20 protein-coding genes and 1 tRNA gene are annotated in these 18,071 nt (G+C 53.5%); 5 read left to right on the top strand and 16 right to left on the bottom strand.

Annotated features, from left to right (window positions below):
- Positions 1 to 34: 34 nt before the first annotated feature.
- On the bottom strand, positions 35 to 940 hold the full coding sequence (locus BMF08_RS15285) for a LysR family transcriptional regulator (RefSeq protein ID WP_072568401.1): 906 nt from the start codon (positions 938 to 940) through the stop codon (positions 35 to 37).
- A gap of 121 nt (positions 941 to 1,061) precedes the next feature.
- On the opposite strand from BMF08_RS15285, the gene BMF08_RS15280 reads away from it, so the two are divergent.
- Positions 1,062 to 1,355: a DUF1330 domain-containing protein gene (locus BMF08_RS15280; RefSeq protein ID WP_072568400.1), complete on the top strand. Its 294-nt coding sequence runs from the start codon at positions 1,062 to 1,064 to the stop codon at positions 1,353 to 1,355.
- A gap of 112 nt (positions 1,356 to 1,467) precedes the next feature.
- On the opposite strand, the gene BMF08_RS15275 is transcribed toward BMF08_RS15280, so the two are convergent.
- From BMF08_RS15275 to BMF08_RS15260, 6 genes are all read right to left on the bottom strand, one after another.
- Positions 1,468 to 2,370: a pyridoxal-phosphate dependent enzyme gene (locus BMF08_RS15275; protein ID WP_072568399.1), complete on the bottom strand. Its 903-nt coding sequence runs from the start codon at positions 2,368 to 2,370 to the stop codon at positions 1,468 to 1,470.
- Positions 2,371 to 2,547: 177 nt separating this feature from the next.
- A complete protein-coding gene (locus BMF08_RS15270) occupies positions 2,548 to 3,858 on the bottom strand; it encodes a methyl-accepting chemotaxis protein (RefSeq protein ID WP_072568398.1) in 1,311 nt (436 codons plus the stop codon).
- A 140-nt stretch (positions 3,859 to 3,998) separates the two neighbouring features.
- Positions 3,999 to 4,694: a hypothetical protein gene (locus tag BMF08_RS15265; protein WP_234007230.1), complete on the bottom strand. Its 696-nt coding sequence runs from the start codon at positions 4,692 to 4,694 to the stop codon at positions 3,999 to 4,001.
- The gene (locus BMF08_RS21255) at positions 4,691 to 4,825 is read right to left on the bottom strand and encodes a hypothetical protein (RefSeq protein WP_442778385.1); all 135 of its coding nucleotides are present in this window, start codon (positions 4,823 to 4,825) and stop codon (positions 4,691 to 4,693) included. The genes BMF08_RS15265 and BMF08_RS21255 overlap by 4 nt, the downstream gene beginning before the upstream one ends.
- Positions 4,826 to 4,850: 25 nt before the next feature.
- Complete coding sequence (locus tag BMF08_RS21415) at positions 4,851 to 4,976, bottom strand: hypothetical protein (RefSeq protein WP_267895189.1); 126 nt, start codon at positions 4,974 to 4,976, stop codon at positions 4,851 to 4,853.
- 15 nt (positions 4,977 to 4,991) lie between these two features.
- Complete coding sequence (locus tag BMF08_RS15260; protein WP_072568396.1) at positions 4,992 to 5,948, bottom strand: NAD(P)H-dependent flavin oxidoreductase; 957 nt, start codon at positions 5,946 to 5,948, stop codon at positions 4,992 to 4,994.
- A 101-nt stretch (positions 5,949 to 6,049) separates the two neighbouring features.
- On the opposite strand from BMF08_RS15260, the gene BMF08_RS15255 reads away from it, so the two are divergent.
- Positions 6,050 to 6,919, top strand: a complete 870-nt coding sequence (locus tag BMF08_RS15255) for a LysR family transcriptional regulator (protein ID WP_072568395.1) — start codon at positions 6,050 to 6,052, stop codon at positions 6,917 to 6,919.
- 63 nt (positions 6,920 to 6,982) lie between these two features.
- On the opposite strand, the gene BMF08_RS15250 is transcribed toward BMF08_RS15255, so the two are convergent.
- The 4 genes from BMF08_RS15250 to BMF08_RS21180 all read right to left on the bottom strand — a co-directional run bounded on the left by BMF08_RS15250 (position 6,983) and on the right by BMF08_RS21180 (position 8,681).
- Positions 6,983 to 7,056, bottom strand: a tRNA-Ile gene (locus BMF08_RS15250).
- A 12-nt stretch (positions 7,057 to 7,068) separates the two neighbouring features.
- The gene (locus tag BMF08_RS15245; RefSeq protein ID WP_072568394.1) at positions 7,069 to 7,395 is read right to left on the bottom strand and encodes a four-helix bundle copper-binding protein; all 327 of its coding nucleotides are present in this window, start codon (positions 7,393 to 7,395) and stop codon (positions 7,069 to 7,071) included.
- A gap of 142 nt (positions 7,396 to 7,537) precedes the next feature.
- On the bottom strand, positions 7,538 to 8,386 hold the full coding sequence (locus BMF08_RS15240; protein ID WP_072568393.1) for an MBL fold metallo-hydrolase: 849 nt from the start codon (positions 8,384 to 8,386) through the stop codon (positions 7,538 to 7,540).
- A 136-nt stretch (positions 8,387 to 8,522) separates the two neighbouring features.
- Entirely contained in the window at positions 8,523 to 8,681 is a 159-nt protein-coding gene (locus BMF08_RS21180; protein ID WP_158684894.1) for a hypothetical protein, read from the bottom strand.
- Between the two features lie 257 nt (positions 8,682 to 8,938).
- Between BMF08_RS21180 and BMF08_RS15235 the strand changes: the two genes are divergently transcribed.
- The 3 genes from BMF08_RS15235 (at position 8,939) to BMF08_RS15225 (ending at position 11,057) form a co-directional block, all read left to right on the top strand.
- On the top strand, positions 8,939 to 9,118 hold the full coding sequence (locus BMF08_RS15235) for a general stress protein (protein ID WP_072568392.1): 180 nt from the start codon (positions 8,939 to 8,941) through the stop codon (positions 9,116 to 9,118).
- A gap of 307 nt (positions 9,119 to 9,425) precedes the next feature.
- The gene (gene hchA, locus BMF08_RS15230) at positions 9,426 to 10,277 is read left to right on the top strand and encodes a glyoxalase III HchA (RefSeq protein WP_072568391.1); all 852 of its coding nucleotides are present in this window, start codon (positions 9,426 to 9,428) and stop codon (positions 10,275 to 10,277) included.
- A 93-nt stretch (positions 10,278 to 10,370) separates the two neighbouring features.
- Complete coding sequence (locus BMF08_RS15225) at positions 10,371 to 11,057, top strand: GntR family transcriptional regulator (RefSeq protein ID WP_072568390.1); 687 nt, start codon at positions 10,371 to 10,373, stop codon at positions 11,055 to 11,057.
- Between the two features lie 163 nt (positions 11,058 to 11,220).
- Here BMF08_RS15225 and BMF08_RS15220 read toward each other — a convergent pair whose 3' ends face one another.
- From BMF08_RS15220 to manD, 5 genes are all read right to left on the bottom strand, one after another.
- A complete protein-coding gene (locus tag BMF08_RS15220; RefSeq protein ID WP_072568389.1) occupies positions 11,221 to 12,678 on the bottom strand; it encodes a mannitol dehydrogenase family protein in 1,458 nt (485 codons plus the stop codon).
- A gap of 174 nt (positions 12,679 to 12,852) precedes the next feature.
- The gene (locus tag BMF08_RS15215) at positions 12,853 to 14,229 is read right to left on the bottom strand and encodes an MFS transporter (protein ID WP_072568388.1); all 1,377 of its coding nucleotides are present in this window, start codon (positions 14,227 to 14,229) and stop codon (positions 12,853 to 12,855) included.
- A gap of 54 nt (positions 14,230 to 14,283) precedes the next feature.
- Positions 14,284 to 15,303, bottom strand: a complete 1,020-nt coding sequence (locus tag BMF08_RS15210) for a Zn-dependent oxidoreductase (protein WP_072569440.1) — start codon at positions 15,301 to 15,303, stop codon at positions 14,284 to 14,286.
- A gap of 58 nt (positions 15,304 to 15,361) precedes the next feature.
- The gene (locus BMF08_RS15205) at positions 15,362 to 16,696 is read right to left on the bottom strand and encodes an MFS transporter (protein ID WP_072568387.1); all 1,335 of its coding nucleotides are present in this window, start codon (positions 16,694 to 16,696) and stop codon (positions 15,362 to 15,364) included.
- Positions 16,697 to 16,760: 64 nt separating this feature from the next.
- Positions 16,761 to 17,975: a D-mannonate dehydratase ManD gene (gene manD / locus BMF08_RS15200; RefSeq protein WP_072568386.1), complete on the bottom strand. Its 1,215-nt coding sequence runs from the start codon at positions 17,973 to 17,975 to the stop codon at positions 16,761 to 16,763.
- Positions 17,976 to 18,071: the final 96 nt, after the last annotated feature.

The following is an 18,071-nucleotide window of genomic DNA, read 5'->3' as shown; positions in this document are numbered from 1 at the left end:
AGGGCGGCACATCCGCCCTGTCTCATCACAGCTCTCAGTCGAAATAAGGTTTTAAAACCCCTTCCGTCCATTCCATAAAAGCTCTGACACGCGGCGACAGATTGCGGCGGTGTGCGACGACAAAAGCAGCGCTGAGAGGCTCAGGACGCAGATCGGGAAGCACCTCCATCAGCGCACCGCGTTCGATATGCGTGACAAGTGACGAGTATCCTCCCTGAATCAGCCCCAGACCGGCCAGTCCCGCGTCATGATAGGCCGGAACACTGTTTACCCTGACGGCGCCAGGCAGCAGGATCGTTTTATAGCCATCGCCGGACGGGTACTCCCACCCTTCGGGTTTCGCGCCAAAGTTCCGGATGTAATGAACCATTCGGTGTTTCTGGCTAAGAAGATCCTCTATCGTCTCCGGGACACCACAGCGCGCCAGATAGGCCGGGCTTGCTGCATTGATCATGCGCAACTGTCCCAGAGGCCTGGCAATCAGCGTGTCATCCACAACGGGCCCCAGACGGACCACGCAGTCAAATCCCTCCTGCACCAGATCGACCCGCCGATCGGTACTTGAAAGCTCTATTTCCAGTTCAGGGTGAGCGTCAAGTAACTGTGGCAGGGCCGGGATAATAAGGCTTTGTGCCAGCACAGCAGGCATATCCACGCGCAACCGACCCCGTAATGGCATTCCGGGATCGGTGAACATTGACCGCAGAGCGTCCGCCTCAGACAGCAGATCACGGGCGCGGGAATAAAAAGCCCGCCCGTCTTCCGTCAGCTGTACGGTCCGTGTCGTCCGGTGCAGCAGCGAAGCGCCGATTTCATGTTCCAGCTCGCGAACCACCATTGAGACACGCCCTTTCTGGATCCCCAGGCTTTCAGCGGCCTGAGTGAAGCTTTTAAGCTCTGCCACGCGCGCAAAAATCACCAACGGCTCAAGGTTCTTCATTGTTCACTCTCAGGGTAACAGTGCGTCATTATTTGGGGTGTTTATGAAGATATTAATACTCAATAGACTCTTTTCACACCGCGTATTTCGCGTAACGCTTTTTTGCCGAGGAACAGAAGAAATGAATAAAGGCTATCTCATCGCTCACGTGACCGTAACCGATCCTGTCGCTTATGCGGAATATGCCCGGGCGGCCGGAGAGGTAATGCAGGGGTTCAGTCCAAAAATTATTGCCTGGTCCGGGCAGTATGAAAACCTTGAGGGAGAGTCGCACGAAAAGCATGTTGTTTTTGAGTTCGACTCTTTTGACGAGGCTAAACGTTTTTATGACAGCCCGGGGTATCAGGCCGCACGCTTACTACGAGCCGGTGCTGCAACCGGCACCTTTGTGCTGGTTGAAGGACAGGAGGGCTAATTCAGGAAATTCACATGCCCGCTTCGCGCGGCTAAGAGTGTCAGGCCTTAACAGCACAGGCTGAATGGAAACCCCCTGCCATTCAGCCTGTGCGTATCGAAAACAAAATCCGTCAGGCCTGAATACTTTCCCGCGTCACCGACGCCCCGCCGCAGACGATAACCAGCACCTTATCCGCAGGGTTAAACTGAACTTTGCGGTCATACAGCAGGGACAATGAAACGCCGCACGCCGGTTCCGTCAGTACGCGATGATCATCAAGGAAGTGACGACAGGCGTTTACCGCTTCTTCATCGGAAACCTCCATGCCGGTGACATTCAGGCGACGCGCCACGGTAAAGGCATTTTCGCACACCTGGCTGGCCGCCAGCGTAGTGGCAATACCGCTGACCTTATCAAGACGCACAAGCTTACCGGCATTCAGCGAGGCGTTGAGGGAAGCCGTGCCGTGGGTTTCGACGGCATACACCGGGATATGATCCAGGTGATGTTTTTCCAGTCCCTGTGCGATGCCGGACAGCAGACTGCCGCCGCCGACGGACAGGATCACCGCGTCAGGCCGCAATCCATCATTCACCACTTCATCCACAATGGTGCTGATGCCTTCCCACAACAGCGGATTATCAAAGGGATGGATATAAAAAATGTCATCCGTTACCAGCGATAAAGCGTGCTCATTCGCTTCACTCCACACCTTTCCGTGCACAATGAGCCTCGCGCCCTCCAGCTCAATAAGCTCTCTGGCGCGCGCCGACGTGGTTTCCGGGACAACGACCGTTACCGGCAAACCCAGTTTACGACCGCTGTGCGCTACGGCGATCCCGGCATTGCCGCCCGATGAACTGATAAAACCCTTAGCGCCCTTTTGGGCGTAATACTGACAGATATGCCCTGCGCTTCTGAGCTTAAAAGAACCGGTCGGCTGGGAGGATTCCATTTTCAGCCAGACCTCACATCCGCTGTGCTGACTTAACGGCAAAGAATGGATGAGCGGCGTGCGGATACTTATTTCCATGATCTTGATCCTTATGAACATCTTTCCATAACAACTGGATAGCCGTTGCGGGATGGGGTTAAAATTTCATCATCGATGTTAAAAGAACCCGCCCGGGGATACAACGCTCAATTAAAGCAGTTATTACAATTGCATAACTGATGTTTTACGTATCCGTACACCGGTGCGGATTAGGCGTTATCCGGCTTTTACTGACAGGGCGACATCCTTCACTGCCGTCTCGACCCCGGCGGCATTCTTCTGAATGCTGGCGATCACCTCACCCGCTTCACGCATCAGCGTCACCCCTTCCCGGGTATTCATCAGGTTGTTTTCGATGCCGCTGAGCACCTCTTTGGCCAGGTGATTATTGCTGGCGACGACCCGCTCAATGTCTTCTGTCGCCTGGCTGACGCTCGCCGCAAGCGTTCGCACTTCTGCGGCAACAACAGCAAAACTTCGACCGGACGCGCCCGCCCGCGCCGCTTCAATGGCGGCATTCAGGGCGATAAGCCGGGTCTGCATGGCAAAGCTGCGGATGGTTTCAACCATCCCGTCGATGCTGTCAGACTGATCGTTCAGCCGGGAAACATCGCTGGAGACATCGCCCATACCCTGCGCAATGCGGTCAATCATTCGGATACTGTTTTCGATAACCCCGGCGCCAGCCTGCGCACTGCCGCGGGTCTGCACCGCCATATCCCATGCATGTACCGCCGCCTCCTGCTCTCGCTGGTTGCGCAGAACATCTGCCGTGACATCGGTGGCGAATTTCACAATTTTATAAAGCTGCCCGTCATGGTTGAACACAGGGTTGTACGTTGCCCGCAACCACAGCGGCTCGCCACGACGATTCAGGCGCGGGAACTGACCGGAAAAGAATTCCCCCTGATTTAACCGCTCCCAGAACTGGCGGTATTCATCACTTTTATACAGGCTCTGAGAACAGAACAGACGATGATGCTTACCAATCACTTCATCGCGTTTATAACCGGTGGTGGCGAGAAAATTCTCGTTGGCTTCCAGCACCATCCCTTCAGGGCTGAAGGCGATGATAGCCATAGACCGGCTGATGGCATTGACGACAGATTCCTGCTCAAGCGCCGCCTGCACGCGGGCGGAAATATCGGCCGCGATTTTGATGACACGGGTCACCTGGCCGCGCCGGTCAGTGACGGGGATATAACTGGCTTCAAGCCATACCGGACGTTCCCCCTTTGCCAGACGCAGATATTTGCCGCTGAAGCTTTCCCCCCTGGCAAGGCGTTGCCAGAACTGGTCGTACTCCGGCGAATTGACCAGCGAGGGCGGGCAGAATAACCGATGATGTTGACCAATAATTTCGTCAGCCCGGTATCCCATCGCGGAGAGAAAAAGCGGACTCGCTTTATGGATCACCCCTTGCGGACTGAATTCAATGACAGGTTTATTCTGGCAAAGTGCGTTATAAGAAACGGCTGAACGCAGACGGTTCAGGGAAAATAAACGTTTAAGTGCAGGGATACGCATCAGATTTACCAGGTAATGTAAGGAGTAATCGGTTATCGGCAGCCCCGGCGGAAGCGTTATGTATTGCTGCGATAGTTACAGATTATGAGTGAGGCCCGCCTCAGCCTGCTTCAGGCCGGAGGCGGACAGTATTTTTGAAATTATGGCGTGACGTCGGCGACGGGCGATACCTTTGAGAATATTTCCAGGTAGTCATGTGAGCCGTAACCGGGGAAAACCAGAAACAGCAGCACAGCACTACCATTTTCATAATGCACCGCCATGTCTCCGTTGCGTGTGATAAAAAGCCTGTGGTTCCACCACTGACAACCCACACTCATGTCAGGCGTGCAGTTGCGGTTTTTATGCACCAGCTGGCCGTCTTTTGTCAGATAAAAATAGTTCGTTTCAGGGCTGGAAGGTTTGGGTGCAGACTCATCGAGTAAGATAAAGGTTTCTTTGCTTAGCGTTCTGTTTGCTGCATCCAGCGACACGGCTTCCAGTGATTTTGCCGGATAGTTGAAGCGAAGCTGAACGGTGGAAGCGTCTTTATCATTGACCCTGAAAAGTTGCGTTAACTCACCCGCGCCCCAGTAACGCTCGCCGCTGGCCTTAATCGGCGTCGTTTTAAACTGGTAAACATTTTGCTGACGAATATCCTGGCGGTGCGGGTATTCCGCTTTATACAGCGCTCTTTGCGGTGATGAGGTGATGCATCCGGCAAGTAACGATGACAATAAAAGGGCGAACAAAACGCGCACTGGCGTACTCCTGGCTTCCGCTGTCGCGGCTAAGGTTGTGATATTGTAACCGTAATACAACAACGCCAGCCGTGCCAGCACGATGCCGACGCTCATGATGGCCCAGGCGCTGTCCAGCGAGGCGGCGCGATGGCGTAATCGAGCGTGACGATCAGCGATAGCGGAAACAGCGCGCCAATCCCCAGCCCCAGCAGCAGGGCACGCTTAATGAAACTCAGCAGCAGCAACTGCGGCAGCTGCTGAGTCTGTTACTTATTGATGAAACGTAACGCTTTCGCCCAGCGGCGCTTTTTCGATGCGGTACTGGTTGGCAGGATGCTCCAGGTCCGGGTAACCCCGTTCACGCGTAACATCCCGAAACGGCATTACATCAGACATGGTTTACCTCTTTAATTAAAAGTCCTGCATGAGATCGGCAACAATGTCTGCGGCCGGACGAATGGATTTGATGACCGAAATACCCGTACCGGTGGATACCACGCCCTGATCAAAATTACCGAGGCGCATGGCCTGCCACAGGGAGTGGTAGCCGTTCATAGCCTTAAACAGGGTTTCACGATCGGCACCCTGCGCGTCCAGTTCTGCCAGCGTCGGACTCAGATCGGTAGGTAAGGTGCGGTAATACGCAGGTAGCGTGCGAAACAGCAGCAAATCTTCCGCCGTGGAATCGACAATCAGGCGTTTTACTTTGTCCGCCGCGGGGTTTTCCACCGCCGTTAAGAACAGGCTGCCCGCAAATACCCCTTCCGCCCCCAGCGCCAGGGCGGCACGCACACCGCGCACGTCACCGATGCCACCGGCAGCGATAACCGGCACTTTCACGCTGTCGACGATCATCGGCACGATACTGAAGGTGCCAATCACCCGTGACGGCACGGTGCCGCCTTCGTCAAAGCCGGTAGCAATGATGATGTCCGCGCCCAGTTTTTCGGCTTTTTTCGAATTGGCGATCGTCGGCGTCAGGGCGCGGTAGAGAATTTTGATGCCGCGGCTTTTAAAAAAGTCGTAGATCTCTGCGTCCAGCACTTCATTGATAAGCACCACTTCGACGCCTTCTTCAGCCAGCATCTCGGCAGTAGGCCGCCAGAAGCCCATATCCGGGCCGTTGATCAGGGTTGCCGCAAAGGGTTTTGTGGTGAGTTTTTTGACTTTACGGATCTCTTCGCGCATCCGATCCAGCGCCACCCAGCGTGAGCCTGGCAGGCTTTCCTGACCGGCGTGCGGCCCCAGCGTACCCAGGCCGCCCGCATTTGACACCGCAGCGACCAGTTCGGCATTGGTCAGGAAATATAACGGGGCCTGAATAAGTGGATAGCGAATATTTAAAATTTGAGTGACACGATTATTCATTTTTACATCCCCTGAAAATGACACAGTCCGAATTTTACCCTTTGCAAAATGGAATGGAATCACCAAAAATAAACAGATAATGCCCAAATATGGAAACAAGAATGGATTACAACGCAGCAAAATTATTCATTACGGTAGTGAATGCCGGGAGCTTTTCAGCGGCCAGCGACAGAATGGGCATGCCCATTTCCACCCTGAGCCGCAAGATCAATGAGCTTGAGGAGGCGCTGAACGTGCAGCTTCTGGAACGCTCGCGCCACGGCGTTAAACCCACTTACAAAGGGCAGCAATTCTATGAACAGGCGCGACCCGGTGTCGAACTGCTGGAAGACGCGCAAAAGGCGGTCACCTCTGCCCATACGTTGCAGGGCAAATTACGCCTGTCCGTGCCGCCTGATTTTTCACTGTGGTGGGATTTACTGATCGCTTTTCAGCAACGCTATCCGGATATCAACGTTTTTTGTCATTCCAGCGAACGGGTCGTGGATTTATTTGAGGATGGCGTGGATGTGGCGCTGCGCATGGGCGAAATAAATACAGACGATGTGATCGCTAAACCTGTTATGTACGTGGAAGCGGTGTTTGTGGCAAGCCCGACATTCCTGGCGCGTCACGGCACGCCACAGACCCTGGCAGAAATGGCCCGCCTGCCGGTGATGGCCTGGGAAAGTCTGAACCATGGTGTTTTTGAATGGGATTCGGGAGCGGAAAAAGTGAAATACGATCCGTTCTTTTCCACCAATAATTCCCGGGGTTTGCTTCATTACGCCCTGGGCGGCATGGGCATCGCCCAGCTGCTGGATTTTTCTGCCCGCCCCTGGCTGGAAAGCGGAGAGCTGATACGGCTTGTACCTGACATCAACAAATATTGTCTGCCGTTACACCTTGTTTATGCCCGTCATAAACACCCTTCCGCTATCGTGCGAGCCTATCTGGATTTTTGTGTGGAATGGATAAGCAGGATGAAATAGCAGACATATTAATAATCAGTTTTTTAATAATCAGTTTTTAAAAATATAACCTACAGAGGCTGATCCGCCGACGAGGATTTGAACCACGGACTCACTGCTAATAAAGCAGTTGCTCTTTCCTGCTGAGCTATCGGCGGTATAATTCAGGCTCAGGCAAGCATTCTAAGACAAGCATCTGCGCACTGGCGGCAGGCTTCTGCGCAATGTTTGCAGTGTTCATGCTCATGTCTTGCGCACTCCTCTGCACAGGCCCGACAAATATCCACACAGAGCCTGCATTGTTGTTTGTGATATTCGCTGTTCATGCCCATAAGTTGGGCCGCAAGCCGACAAATCGCGGAACACTCAATATCTGTTTTAATGCAGTTTCTCATCATGTCGATATCAGGTTCATTAAGGCACGAAGATGCGCAGTAATCACAGGCGGCAGCACATTTATAACATGCGGCTATACATTCCTGCAGAGTAGTATTCATATCCCGTCTCCTTATTTCTTTATATTGAAACATTAAGTCTGCACATATTACCTGTAAATGCATTATTTATAAGCGCCTGTATCCTTCACCCTGAAAATTACTGACATGGGCGAGGCGCCCCCTGATGAATTATAGTGTAATATTACACTCGGTTATTCATCCCGTCATGCTCACTGAAAGCATGTAGTTCCTTAGCGTCATGGCTGCAGAAGAAAGTAATTTCCTGGTTATAACGTTTGAATACTTCCCGCAGTTGCTGTTGGGTACGATGCCGGGTCTGGTTATCCATCGCCATCATCCACTGATAAAAACGCAGGCCGGGCGTACAGTGCGGGCTTTGCAGATCCATTTCACCGCGATAGAACCATGCATCGCCGCCATGCAACAACCATCCCTGCGGCTGGCTGACGGCAATGCCCGCATGCCCCTGCGTGTGGCCCGGCAGCGGAACCAGTAAAATTTCCGGCGGCAGCCCTTTCAGCGCCATAACAGCCTCGAAGCCATACCATTTTTCGCCCTGAGGTTGATACCCGTTCCAGCCAGAGATACCGCCCCACTGCCCTGGACGATAGCGCTCACGGGCCAGCCAGCTGTGCCGCTGCTGCGCCGTGTTGATTTCGGTTTGCAGCAGATGGATCTGCGCACCCGGGAAGTCGGTAAGCCCACCCGCATGATCGAAATCAAGATGCGTAAGAATGATGTGCCGGACATCCGCAGCGCTGAATCCCAGCGCTTCAATGCGCGAACGCGCCGTCAAGGTTTCCCGTCGCTGAATATTATTCATCACCCGAAAAAAGCCTGGTAAAGTTTTACCTGGCTGGCGAATGTCATTTTGCCCGAACCCGGTATCGACCAGGACCAGCCCGTCCCGCTCCGTTTCGATAAGCAGACAGTGGCAGACCAAATGGGCGAAGATACCCTTACTAAAACCGTCAAATAACGCGCCGCCTGCCGGACACATGCACCCACAATTAAGATGATGAACTTTCATATTTTTTCCTGTTTAACCCCTTTTCGCTTAGCCCCGATGTAGCGGAATACAATTGCAGTGAAAATATGCCTGCCAGTATCCTGCTAAACGAAACGGGAAGCCTCACAATTCTGTGAACAAATATAGAATATATAATTTATACGCGGCGCAAGAATTTCTTCTCTTTTTCCAGCCACATCAATGGTTTTGATAGCGAACCGCCGCTTCGTAATAATAAAAAAATACGGCCGCCAAACCTCAACGGGCAAAATGGCTCTTTTACCTTACCACCAGCGTGTATAAACCAGATATTCATGCGTCACCTGTAAATTCACTGTAATGTAATTTTAGCCAGACGATAACACCCTGTTTTACAGCTCTTTATGTAACTATAAACCGCATCTGCAATTATCGTCCAGGGAGAATATATCTTTATAGGAATTGTCTTAGTGTGATATTTCTGGCGGACTTCTCGCTTGTTATTTTATGAGGCTGAGCTACATTTAATAGCGTTGTCATGGCGCAGTGTGCTTTTTCCCACTGCAAATTATTTTATCTAAAGAGGAAATATATATGACTGAACATCGTGGCGGTTCTGGTAATTTCGCGGAAGATAAAGAAAAGGCATCAGAAGCAGGTCGCAAAGGCGGCCAGCATAGCGGCGGGAATTTCAAAAACGATCAGCAAAAAGCTTCCGAAGCAGGTAAAAAAGGCGGACAAAACAGCCATGGCGGCGGAAGAAAATCCGAATAGCGTTTCAGACATGATATAATGTAAAAATTAAAAATGTGAAAATGCATTTTTAATGAGTTACATATTATCCTGAAACAGCCAGTAGCGGCGACCCTGATTTAATCATTAGGGTTGCCGTTTTGGCGTATGTATTATTTACTCCTCCCTACTCACCTCGCCTGATCCCTTGAATTTTATATGAAATATCCTCACACAAAGTAAATATAAGGCTTTTATATTTAAAGGGATTTTTCCTGGTCACTGCATCGTTGTACATGGCATATAATTAATCACACAGTAATTGATGCTATATCAGCGAGGATGAGTGATGAGTAACGATAAAAGTAAACAGCCACAAATTGATCATGCTGAAGATAATGCCTTTTTCCCCTCAGAATATTCTCTGGGCGAGTTTACCAGCGAGGTTTCCGATTTAAGTGATGCCGATTATCCCACTCGTCATAAGGGTGGCAAAAAGATCCTGGTGATTGCTGCCGATGAGCGTTATCTAAAGACGGACACGGGCGCTTTGTTTTCTACGGGCAATCATCCAGTTGAAACGCTGGTGCCGCTCTGGCACCTTCACGCCGCCGGGTTCGAATTTGACGTGGCGACGGTTTCAGGCCAGATGGCTAAGTTTGAATACTGGGCGATGCCGCGTCAGGATACGTGCATTATGCCCTTTTTCCGCAAGCATCAGGCGAGATTCCAGTCCCCTGCAAAACTGTCCGATGTGGTTAAAGGACTTAACGGGAGCAGCGACTATGCTGCAGTGTTTATCCCTGGAGGTCATGGCGCGTTGATCGGGCTGCCAGAAAGCGACGCGGTGGCCGATACCCTGCGCTGGGCCATCGGCAACGATCGCTTCGTGATTTCGCTGTGTCATGGCCCGGCGGCTTTCCTGTCGCTGCGCAACGGCGATAATCCGCTGCAAGGCTATTCTATCTGCGCCTTCCCGGATGCCACCGATAAACAGACGCCGGATATGGGCTATATGCCCGGCCATCTGACCTGGTATTTTGGCGAGGAATTAAAAGCGATGGGGATGAATATCATCAATGATGATATTAAGGGCAGCGTAAATAAAGATCGTCATCTGCTGACCGGCGACAGCCCGTTCGCGGCCAATCCACTCGGCCAGCTGGCGGCCAGAGAGCTGCTCGCGGTTTACGGCAACTGATCCTGCCGGGCGTTCCGGAGGCGTTCGCCTTCTGGGATGCCCGCAAAAAAAATGGTATGGTAGCCGGGTTAACTGTCTGAGAACTCACAACGAATGGCCGCTGAAACGCAATTAAATCCAACCCAGCCTGTAAACCAGCAAATCTACCGCATTCTGCGCCGGGATATTGTGCATTGTCTTATCGCCCCCGGAACGCCGCTGTCTGAAAAAGACGTCTCGGTGCGTTTTGATGTTTCACGTCAGCCGGTGCGCGAAGCTTTTATTAAGCTGGCGGAAAACGGTCTTATTCAGATCCGCCCGCAGCGCGGCAGCTATGTGAATAAAATATCCATGCAGCAAGTGCGCAATGGCTGTTTTGTGCGTCAGGCCATTGAGTGCGCCGTCGCCCGCCGCGCGGCCACGATGATCAACGACAGCCAGAGCTATCAGCTTGAGCAGAATCTGCATCAGCAGCGCATCGCTATAGATCGCAAGCAGCTTAATGATTTCTTTCAGCTGGATGACGAGTTTCATCAGAAACTGGCGCAGATCGCCGACTGCCAGCTGGCTTGGGACACCATCGAAAATATTAAAGCGACCATGGATCGGGTGCGCTACATGAGCCTTGATCACGTCTCGCCGCCTGAAAAACTCCTCAGCCAGCATCTGGATATTTTTGCCGCGCTGGAGAAAAAGGATGTGGAGGGCGTGGATCGGGCGATGACGCGTCATTTGCAGGAGATCGGCGAAACCGTACAGTTGATCCGCCAGGAAAACCGCGAGTGGTTTACGGAAGAGTAAAGGGTTGACGTGGTGCCCGGCGGCGCTTCGCTTGCCGGGCCTACAGAAATGTGGACGTGGTCAGAACCCAGGCCGGGTAAGGCACAGCCGCCACCCGGCATGTGAGCGATAAAATCGTAATAAGTAGGTCGGGTAAGGCATCGCCGCCACCCGGCTTTTTACGTTATGCCGCGTACTGCGCCACCGTGGCTTTCGCCCCCTGGCGTAACAGCAACTGGTACGCGCGATTCACTTCACTGACAAACGCATGTTCATGGGGCAGTTCGTTGCCGAAAATCGCCTCTATGCCCAGCAGCGCTTTCACCCGTTCTTCCCCTTCTGCACTGCCCTTCACCGCCTGCTGAATGACCGAAAGCAGCGGATCGCAGACTTCAATCGGCTGCCCCTGCTCGTCCACACCGCCGACGTAACGCATCCAGCCCGCCACACCCAGCGCCAGCAGCCGGAAGTCACTGTTATGCACCAGATGCCAGCGTACCGAGTCCAGCATACGCTGCGGCAGTTTCTGGCTGCCGTCCATGGCGATCTGCCAGGTACGGTGACGCAGCGCGGTGTTGCTGTAGCGGGCGATCAGCATGTCGGCATAATGCGCCAGATCCACACCCTGCACGCTCAGCGTCGGGGCCTGCTCCTGTAACATCAGCTTGTGCGCAGCCCGGCGATAATTATCATCTTCCATACACTCGTTGATATGCTGATAACCCGCCAGATAACCCAGCCAGGCGAGGAAGGAGTGGCTGCCGTTCAGCATACGCAGTTTCATCTCCTCAAACGGCAGCACATCCGCCACCAGCTCGGCTCCGGCTTTTTCCCACGCCGGACGTCCGGCCACAAAGTTATCTTCCACCACCCACTGACGGAACGGCTCGCAGGCCACGCCAGCCGGATCGCGCACACCGGTGAGCTGCCCGATTTTATCCAGGGTTTCGGCGGTTACCGCCGGAACAATGCGGTCCACCATGGTGGACGGGAAAGTGACGTGAGTGTCGATCCAGTCGGCGAGATTTGCATCCACCGCGCGGGCATAGGCGGTGATCACATTGCGCATCACATGGCCGTTTTCCGGCATGTTGTCGCAGGACATTACGGTGAAGCCATTGAGACCGGCGGCTTTGCGGCGCGCCAGCGCTTCGACAATCACCCCGGGCGCGGACTTCGGCTGCTGCGGGTTTTGCAGATCGGCGACAATAAATGGGTGATCGAGCATCAGTTGCCCGGTCGCCGGGGAGTGGCAGTAGCCTTTTTCGGTGATGGTCAGGGAGACAATCGCCACCTGCGGCTCACACAGTGCCGCCAGCACGGCTTCCAGACCATCGACCTGCGCATGCAGCGCGCGTTTCACCACGCCGACGACGCGGGCGGTCCAGGCGTCAGCGGACATTTCCGCCACGGTATAAAGCTTGTCCTGCGCGTTAAGGTCGGCGATCTGCTGCTCGCCGCCAATCAGATTCACCTCGCAGTAGCCCCAGTCGCTGTGGTGTTCTGCGGCCAGAATATCGGTATACACCGCCTGGTGTGCGCGATGGAACGCGCCAAAACCGAGGTGCACAATGCGCGGCACCAGCGCATTACGATCGTAAGCCGGTAACGTGGCTTTCGCGTTTAACAGTCTGTTTTCCATGGATGAGACTCGTCTTATTAAATGAAACACTGGTCCATAAGATGACGGATGCCCGTCAGCGGAATGTTGACCTGAAACAGGATTTGCTGACTACACCAACTAGAATGGTAACTAAATGTATCAAAATGCAGGCGCTTTAATCATTCAGCGCCTGCATGGTTATGCGATGCTTAGTCAGACCGGACGACGTACACCCGCCACGCTCTGCTGCGCCCTTTTCTCTGCGGCATCTTCACGAATGCTCAGGTCACGGTCGCGCACTTCCGGCATCAGGATGGCGGAGACCAGACCAATCACCGAGTAGACCATCATCATCGCGACGATGGGCCACCAGGAACCGGTCATGTTACAGAAGATCCCCGCCAGCACCGGGCCGAAGCCTACCGCCACCAGACCGCCAGCCTCTTTGGAGATCGCCATCCGGGTAAAGCGGTTACGCGAGCCGAACATCTCGGCCATAGTGATGTTTTCCAGGGCGAACAGACCGAGCACCGCGAAATTATGGATGACAATAATCGACGCCATGATCACGCCCGGTGTATAGCTGTTATCCACGATGATTGAAATCATCGGGTACGCCAGCACAATAGCCGAGATATTCAGCAGGATATACGGCAGGCGGCGGCCAATCTTGTCCGACAGCCAGCCCAGCAGCGGGATGGTGAGAAAGCCCAGAATCGAGCTGATCATCAGCGCGTCCGTCGGGATGCTCTTATTAAACAGCAGGGTCTGCACCAGATAACCGGCAAGGAAGGTCTGGATCAGCCCGGAATTACCTGCCTGACCAAAACGCAGGCCGGTCGCCAGCCAAAAGGTTTTACTGCTGAACATCGCCCCGAGGGTGGTTTCAGATGCCTGCACTTTCGCAGGAATACTTTCCCCTTCGTTAACCTGCTCAAACACCGGACTTTCTTTCAAATTCATGCGCAGCCAGATGGCGAAAATCATCACCACCACGCTGGCGAGGAACGGGATACGCCAGCCCCAGGCTACCAGTTCTTCCCGATCCAGCACGAAGAACATAAAGGCCCAGATCGCGGTGGCGCTCAGCGTGCCGCAGTTGGTGCCCATCGCCACCAGCGAGGAGATGATCCCGCGTTTGCCCTTCGGCGCATACTCCGCCAGCATGGTACCCGCGCCGGAGATCTCCGCCCCCGCGCCCAGCCCCTGAATGATACGCAGCGTCACCAGCAGCACCGGCGCGAAAATACCAATCTGCGCGTAGGTCGGCAGCACGCCGATAAGCGTGGTACAGATCCCCATCATGGTGATGGTGATGAACAGCACTTTTTTACGCCCGATGCGGTCGCCCATTTTGCCGAAGAAAAATGCGCCGACAATACGCGCGACGTAGCCTGCGCCATAGGTTCCCATCGCCAGGATCAGCGCCATCGCCGCCGACTGCTCCGGGAAGAAGATTTCATGAAACACCAGCGCCGCCCCGAGGGAGTAGAGCTGGAAATCCATAAACTCAAGCGCGGTACCCAGCCAGCCAGAAACGGCGGCTTTCACCAGGTCGGACGTCGTTCTTTCATTGTTTACTTGGGTCATAATGGCTATCTCTGAAATAGTAAGATGCGTACCACTCACTCGCATTTATTGTTGTTATTGCGGGAACGTCAGTAAGACCTTGCAGCACTGCCGCTGGTCTTTCTCGAACACGTCAATGGCGTCGGTAACCTGCTGATAGTCAAAGGTATGAGTGACAAGCTTGTCAGGATCGATAAGCCCCCTGCGTATCCAGTCGATCACCACCGGGAATTTGTGCGCGTTCAGGCGCGATGAAAATATCGACAGCTCTTTGCCGGTAATGCCCTGCTGCACGATTTGTGAAGGTTCGCTGGAAAAGCCCATAATCACGATTCGCGCCGCGGGGGATGCCAGACCGATGGCTTCCTGCAATATCGACGGATGACAGGCGGCGTCAATAATGATGGTCGGCTTAATGCCCTGTGCATCCAGCGCATCCTGCAATGAGGCGTTGCCGTTGTTGATCACCAGATCCGCGCCGCTGCGTTTCGCCATCTCCAGCCGTTCTTCGATGCGGTCGGTAACGATAACCTGCTTCACCCGGTAGACGCCTTTCAGCGCCTGTACGGTGGTCAGCCCCATCGGGCCTGCGCCGTAGATCAGGGCGATGTCGTTCTCGCCGGGATTAATCTGGCCGGTAACGTTCGCCGCAATGGTGAACGGTTCAACCATCACCGCCTGTTTATCGGCGATGGTATCCGGGATCGGCCAGGCGTTTTTCGCAGGGACTGCCGCATATTCACTGAAACCGCCGTCGCGGTGCACGCCCAGCACCACCAGCGAGGTACAGACATTCGGCTTGCCGACCGAGCACGGATAGCAGTGCCCGCAGCTGATCACCGGGTCGACCGACACGCGCTCGCACAGCCGTCCGGCGTCAACGCCCTCGCCCACGGCATCGATGACGCCGAAGAATTCATGGCCAATCACCCGCGGGTATTTCGCAAAGGGGTTATGACCACGGTAAATATGGCTGTCGGAGCCGCAAATACCGGCCAGTTTTATTTTGACGCGCACTTCACCCGCTGCGGGTTCTGGTAACGGGCGTTCGTCAATCAGCAGCTTATTGGGTGTTTCAATCACGATACTTTTCATGGTCATTACTCTCTGAATAATTCGTCAGCAAATGCGCTATAAATGACTTGCCGGAATATTAATGTTGCTGCCATTCGTGGTATTCAGCGTCTCGCCTGGAAGGTGCTGTCTCGGGCATTAACAAAAGGCCAATAATGGACACAATACCAAGCACAATGACGTAGGCTGCCAGGCCGTAATAATGCCCACCAGTAACCTGTAATATTTTCACTGCCACCAGACCTAATACTCCGCTACCGATTAATGAACCTATTTGCCAGATTAACGCGATGCCGCTACAACGAATATGTGTCGGGAATAACTCCGGGAAATAAGAGGCTTGTGGCGCATAACACATACTGTGACCGACGCTGAGTACAATGATCATCACTAACTGCGTGAGCCAGAAACTGTCCTGATTAATAGCCAGAAAGAACGGCACAATCATAATGACCTGGAGTAATGCACCAGTAATATAAACCGGCTTGCGTCCTATTTTGTCGCACAGCGCGCCCATCAGTGGAATGGCGATCACTTCCAGAATAACGGCGACAATCATCGTTTCCATCAGGATATTGGCGTCGAGATTATTCGCCTTGCCATAGGCCAGCACGATAACGGTAAACATGGCAAAGGTGCAGGCTTCGATCAATTTGGCGCAGACGCCTTTTGTCACAATGCCGGGGTAATCGCGGATCACCTCAACCAACGGACGTGACTCCTCGGCCTTCGTTTGGCGGATTTGGGCAAATACCGGCGACTCATCAATACGGAGTCGAATAAACAGTCCCACGATCACCAACAGTAAGCTAAGCAGGAATGGAATACGCCAGCCGTAATCCATCATGGCTTCTGCAGTGAGCGTGGCGTTCAGGATAGCAAATAATGCCAGCGGCAATAAAAAACCGACCGGCGCGCCGATCTGCACCCAACTGGCGAAGAATCCGCGCCGCTCTGGAGCAGAATATTCTGCCGTCATCAGTACCGCCCCGGCCTGTTCACCTCCGACGCCAAAGCCCTGAAGGATACGGATTAAAATTAACAGCACAGGTGCCCAGATACCGATTTTCTCGTAGGTCGGGAGCAGCCCAATACAGAATGTCCCTAACCCCACAATAAGGATGGTGATGACAAGCGCCTTTTTGCGTCCAACTTTATCGCCAATATGACCAAATACAATGCCGCCCAATGGACGCGCCAGAAATCCCACAGCATAGGTAGCAAAAGCCGCCAGGGTACTGATTAAAGGATCATCGCTTGGAAAAAATAAGTGTCCAAAAAAGAGCACCGCCGCCGTGCCGTAGGCAAAGAAATCATAATATTCTGCTGCGGTGCCAATGGCAGACGCAGACGCAACACGCCGAATTAATGGGGTATTATCACCATCGCTTTTTATATCGACTGAACTGACCATCACATAATTACCTTTCGTGTAGGGTGGATATTATGGCCTTCCCTGGCTGACGATTATCTGTTTATTACCAGTTCCAGAGCGTGCCATCTTCCAGTCGCGCGACAGGTAAATAAGCGGGATCGTAGGGATATTTCGCCGCCAGTTTTTCATCAAACTCAATGCCAAGGCCCGGTTTATCTCCCGGATGCATATAGCCGTTATCAAACGTCCAGTTATGCGGGAAGACTTCCAGCATTTGCTCCGAATAACCCATATATTCCTGTACGCCAAAGTTCGGTACCCACAAATCGAAATGCAGCGCGGCAGCGTGGCAAATGGGCGACAGATCCGACGGGCCGTGGGAGCCGGTGCGCACCTGATATAAAGAGGCAAAATCAGCGATACGACGCATACCGGTAATGCCGCCCGCATGGGTAATGGTGGTGCGGATATAGTCGATCAGCTGCTCTTCAATCAGCTGTTTGCAGTCCCAGATGCTGTTAAATACTTCACCCACGGCAATGGGCGTCACGGTATGCTGGCGGATCAGGCGGAAGCACTCCTGATTTTCTGCCGGGGTCGGATCTTCCATCCAGAACAGACGGTACTCTTCGATGCTCTTGCCAAAGCGCGCCGCTTCGATGGGCGTCAGACGGTGGTGCATGTCATGCAGCAGATGCTCGTTAAAGCCGAATTTTTCGCGCACGGCGGCAAACAGCGACGGCGTGAAATCGAGGTATTTTTCCGTCGACCACAACTGCTCTTCCGGCCACTGCCCTTTGGTGGCTGGTTCGTAGGCCAGGCCCTTGCCCTTCGACATGCCATAGGTGGTTTTCATCCCCGGCACGCCGCACTGTACGCGTATTGCCTTAAAGCCCATCTCCTTGTGACGGGCATAGTCTTCCAGCACATCATCAACGGAATGGCCGGTGGTATGACAGTAAACCATCACCCCATCGCGGGATGCGCCGCCCAGCAACTGATACAGCGGCATACCAGCGGCTTTGGCTTTGATGTCCCACAGCGCTGTATCAACGGCTGAAATCGCCGACATGGTGACCGGGCCACGACGCCAGTACGCGCCTTTATAGAAGAACTGCCAGATGTCTTCGATACGGTGCGCGTCTCGTCCCACCAGCTGCGGACAGACATGATCTTTCAGATAAGAGGCCACAGAAAGCTCGCGCCCGTTAAGCGTCGCATCCCCCAGCCCGGTAATGCCGTCATCGGTGGTGATTTTCAGCGTGACAAAATTTCGCCCTGGACAGGTAACAAATACTTCAGCACTAACAATCTTCATGAGAATTCCTGCTTCTTTTGTTGTGATGCATGAAATCTAACCATCCGCACTACTACCATACAAGTATGAAGATCTGTTTTTTCGCGCTGGCTCACA

It is taken from the genome of Enterobacter sp. SA187 (assembly GCF_001888805.2).
In the GTDB taxonomy this organism is placed as follows: Bacteria; Pseudomonadota; Gammaproteobacteria; order Enterobacterales; family Enterobacteriaceae; genus Enterobacter_D.
The sequence above is the reverse complement of the archived record's forward strand: the minus strand, read 5'-3'. Positions and strand labels throughout refer to the sequence as shown.

Coding starts and splice junctions, on each gene's coding strand:
- BMF08_RS15285 (WP_072568401.1), bottom strand. CDS start 940: ATGAAGAACCTTGAGCCGTTGGTGATTTTTGCGCGCGTGGCAGAGCTT.
- BMF08_RS15280 (WP_072568400.1), top strand. CDS start 1,062: ATGAATAAAGGCTATCTCATCGCTCACGTGACCGTAACCGATCCTGTC.
- BMF08_RS15275 (WP_072568399.1), bottom strand. CDS start 2,370: ATGGAAATAAGTATCCGCACGCCGCTCATCCATTCTTTGCCGTTAAGT.
- BMF08_RS15270 (WP_072568398.1), bottom strand. CDS start 3,858: ATGCGTATCCCTGCACTTAAACGTTTATTTTCCCTGAACCGTCTGCGT.
- BMF08_RS15265 (WP_234007230.1), bottom strand. CDS start 4,694: ATGAGCGTCGGCATCGTGCTGGCACGGCTGGCGTTGTTGTATTACGGT.
- BMF08_RS21415 (WP_267895189.1), bottom strand. CDS start 4,976: ATGTCTGATGTAATGCCGTTTCGGGATGTTACGCGTGAACGGGGTTAC.
- BMF08_RS15260 (WP_072568396.1), bottom strand. CDS start 5,948: ATGAATAATCGTGTCACTCAAATTTTAAATATTCGCTATCCACTTATT.
- BMF08_RS15255 (WP_072568395.1), top strand. CDS start 6,050: ATGGATTACAACGCAGCAAAATTATTCATTACGGTAGTGAATGCCGGG.
- BMF08_RS15245 (WP_072568394.1), bottom strand. CDS start 7,395: ATGAATACTACTCTGCAGGAATGTATAGCCGCATGTTATAAATGTGCT.
- BMF08_RS15240 (WP_072568393.1), bottom strand. CDS start 8,386: ATGAAAGTTCATCATCTTAATTGTGGGTGCATGTGTCCGGCAGGCGGC.
- BMF08_RS21180 (WP_158684894.1), bottom strand. CDS start 8,681: ATGAATATCTGGTTTATACACGCTGGTGGTAAGGTAAAAGAGCCATTT.
- BMF08_RS15235 (WP_072568392.1), top strand. CDS start 8,939: ATGACTGAACATCGTGGCGGTTCTGGTAATTTCGCGGAAGATAAAGAA.
- hchA (WP_072568391.1), top strand. CDS start 9,426: ATGAGTAACGATAAAAGTAAACAGCCACAAATTGATCATGCTGAAGAT.
- BMF08_RS15225 (WP_072568390.1), top strand. CDS start 10,371: ATGGCCGCTGAAACGCAATTAAATCCAACCCAGCCTGTAAACCAGCAA.
- BMF08_RS15220 (WP_072568389.1), bottom strand. CDS start 12,678: ATGGAAAACAGACTGTTAAACGCGAAAGCCACGTTACCGGCTTACGAT.
- BMF08_RS15215 (WP_072568388.1), bottom strand. CDS start 14,229: ATGACCCAAGTAAACAATGAAAGAACGACGTCCGACCTGGTGAAAGCC.
- BMF08_RS15210 (WP_072569440.1), bottom strand. CDS start 15,303: ATGAAAAGTATCGTGATTGAAACACCCAATAAGCTGCTGATTGACGAA.
- BMF08_RS15205 (WP_072568387.1), bottom strand. CDS start 16,696: ATGGTCAGTTCAGTCGATATAAAAAGCGATGGTGATAATACCCCATTA.
- manD (WP_072568386.1), bottom strand. CDS start 17,975: ATGAAGATTGTTAGTGCTGAAGTATTTGTTACCTGTCCAGGGCGAAAT.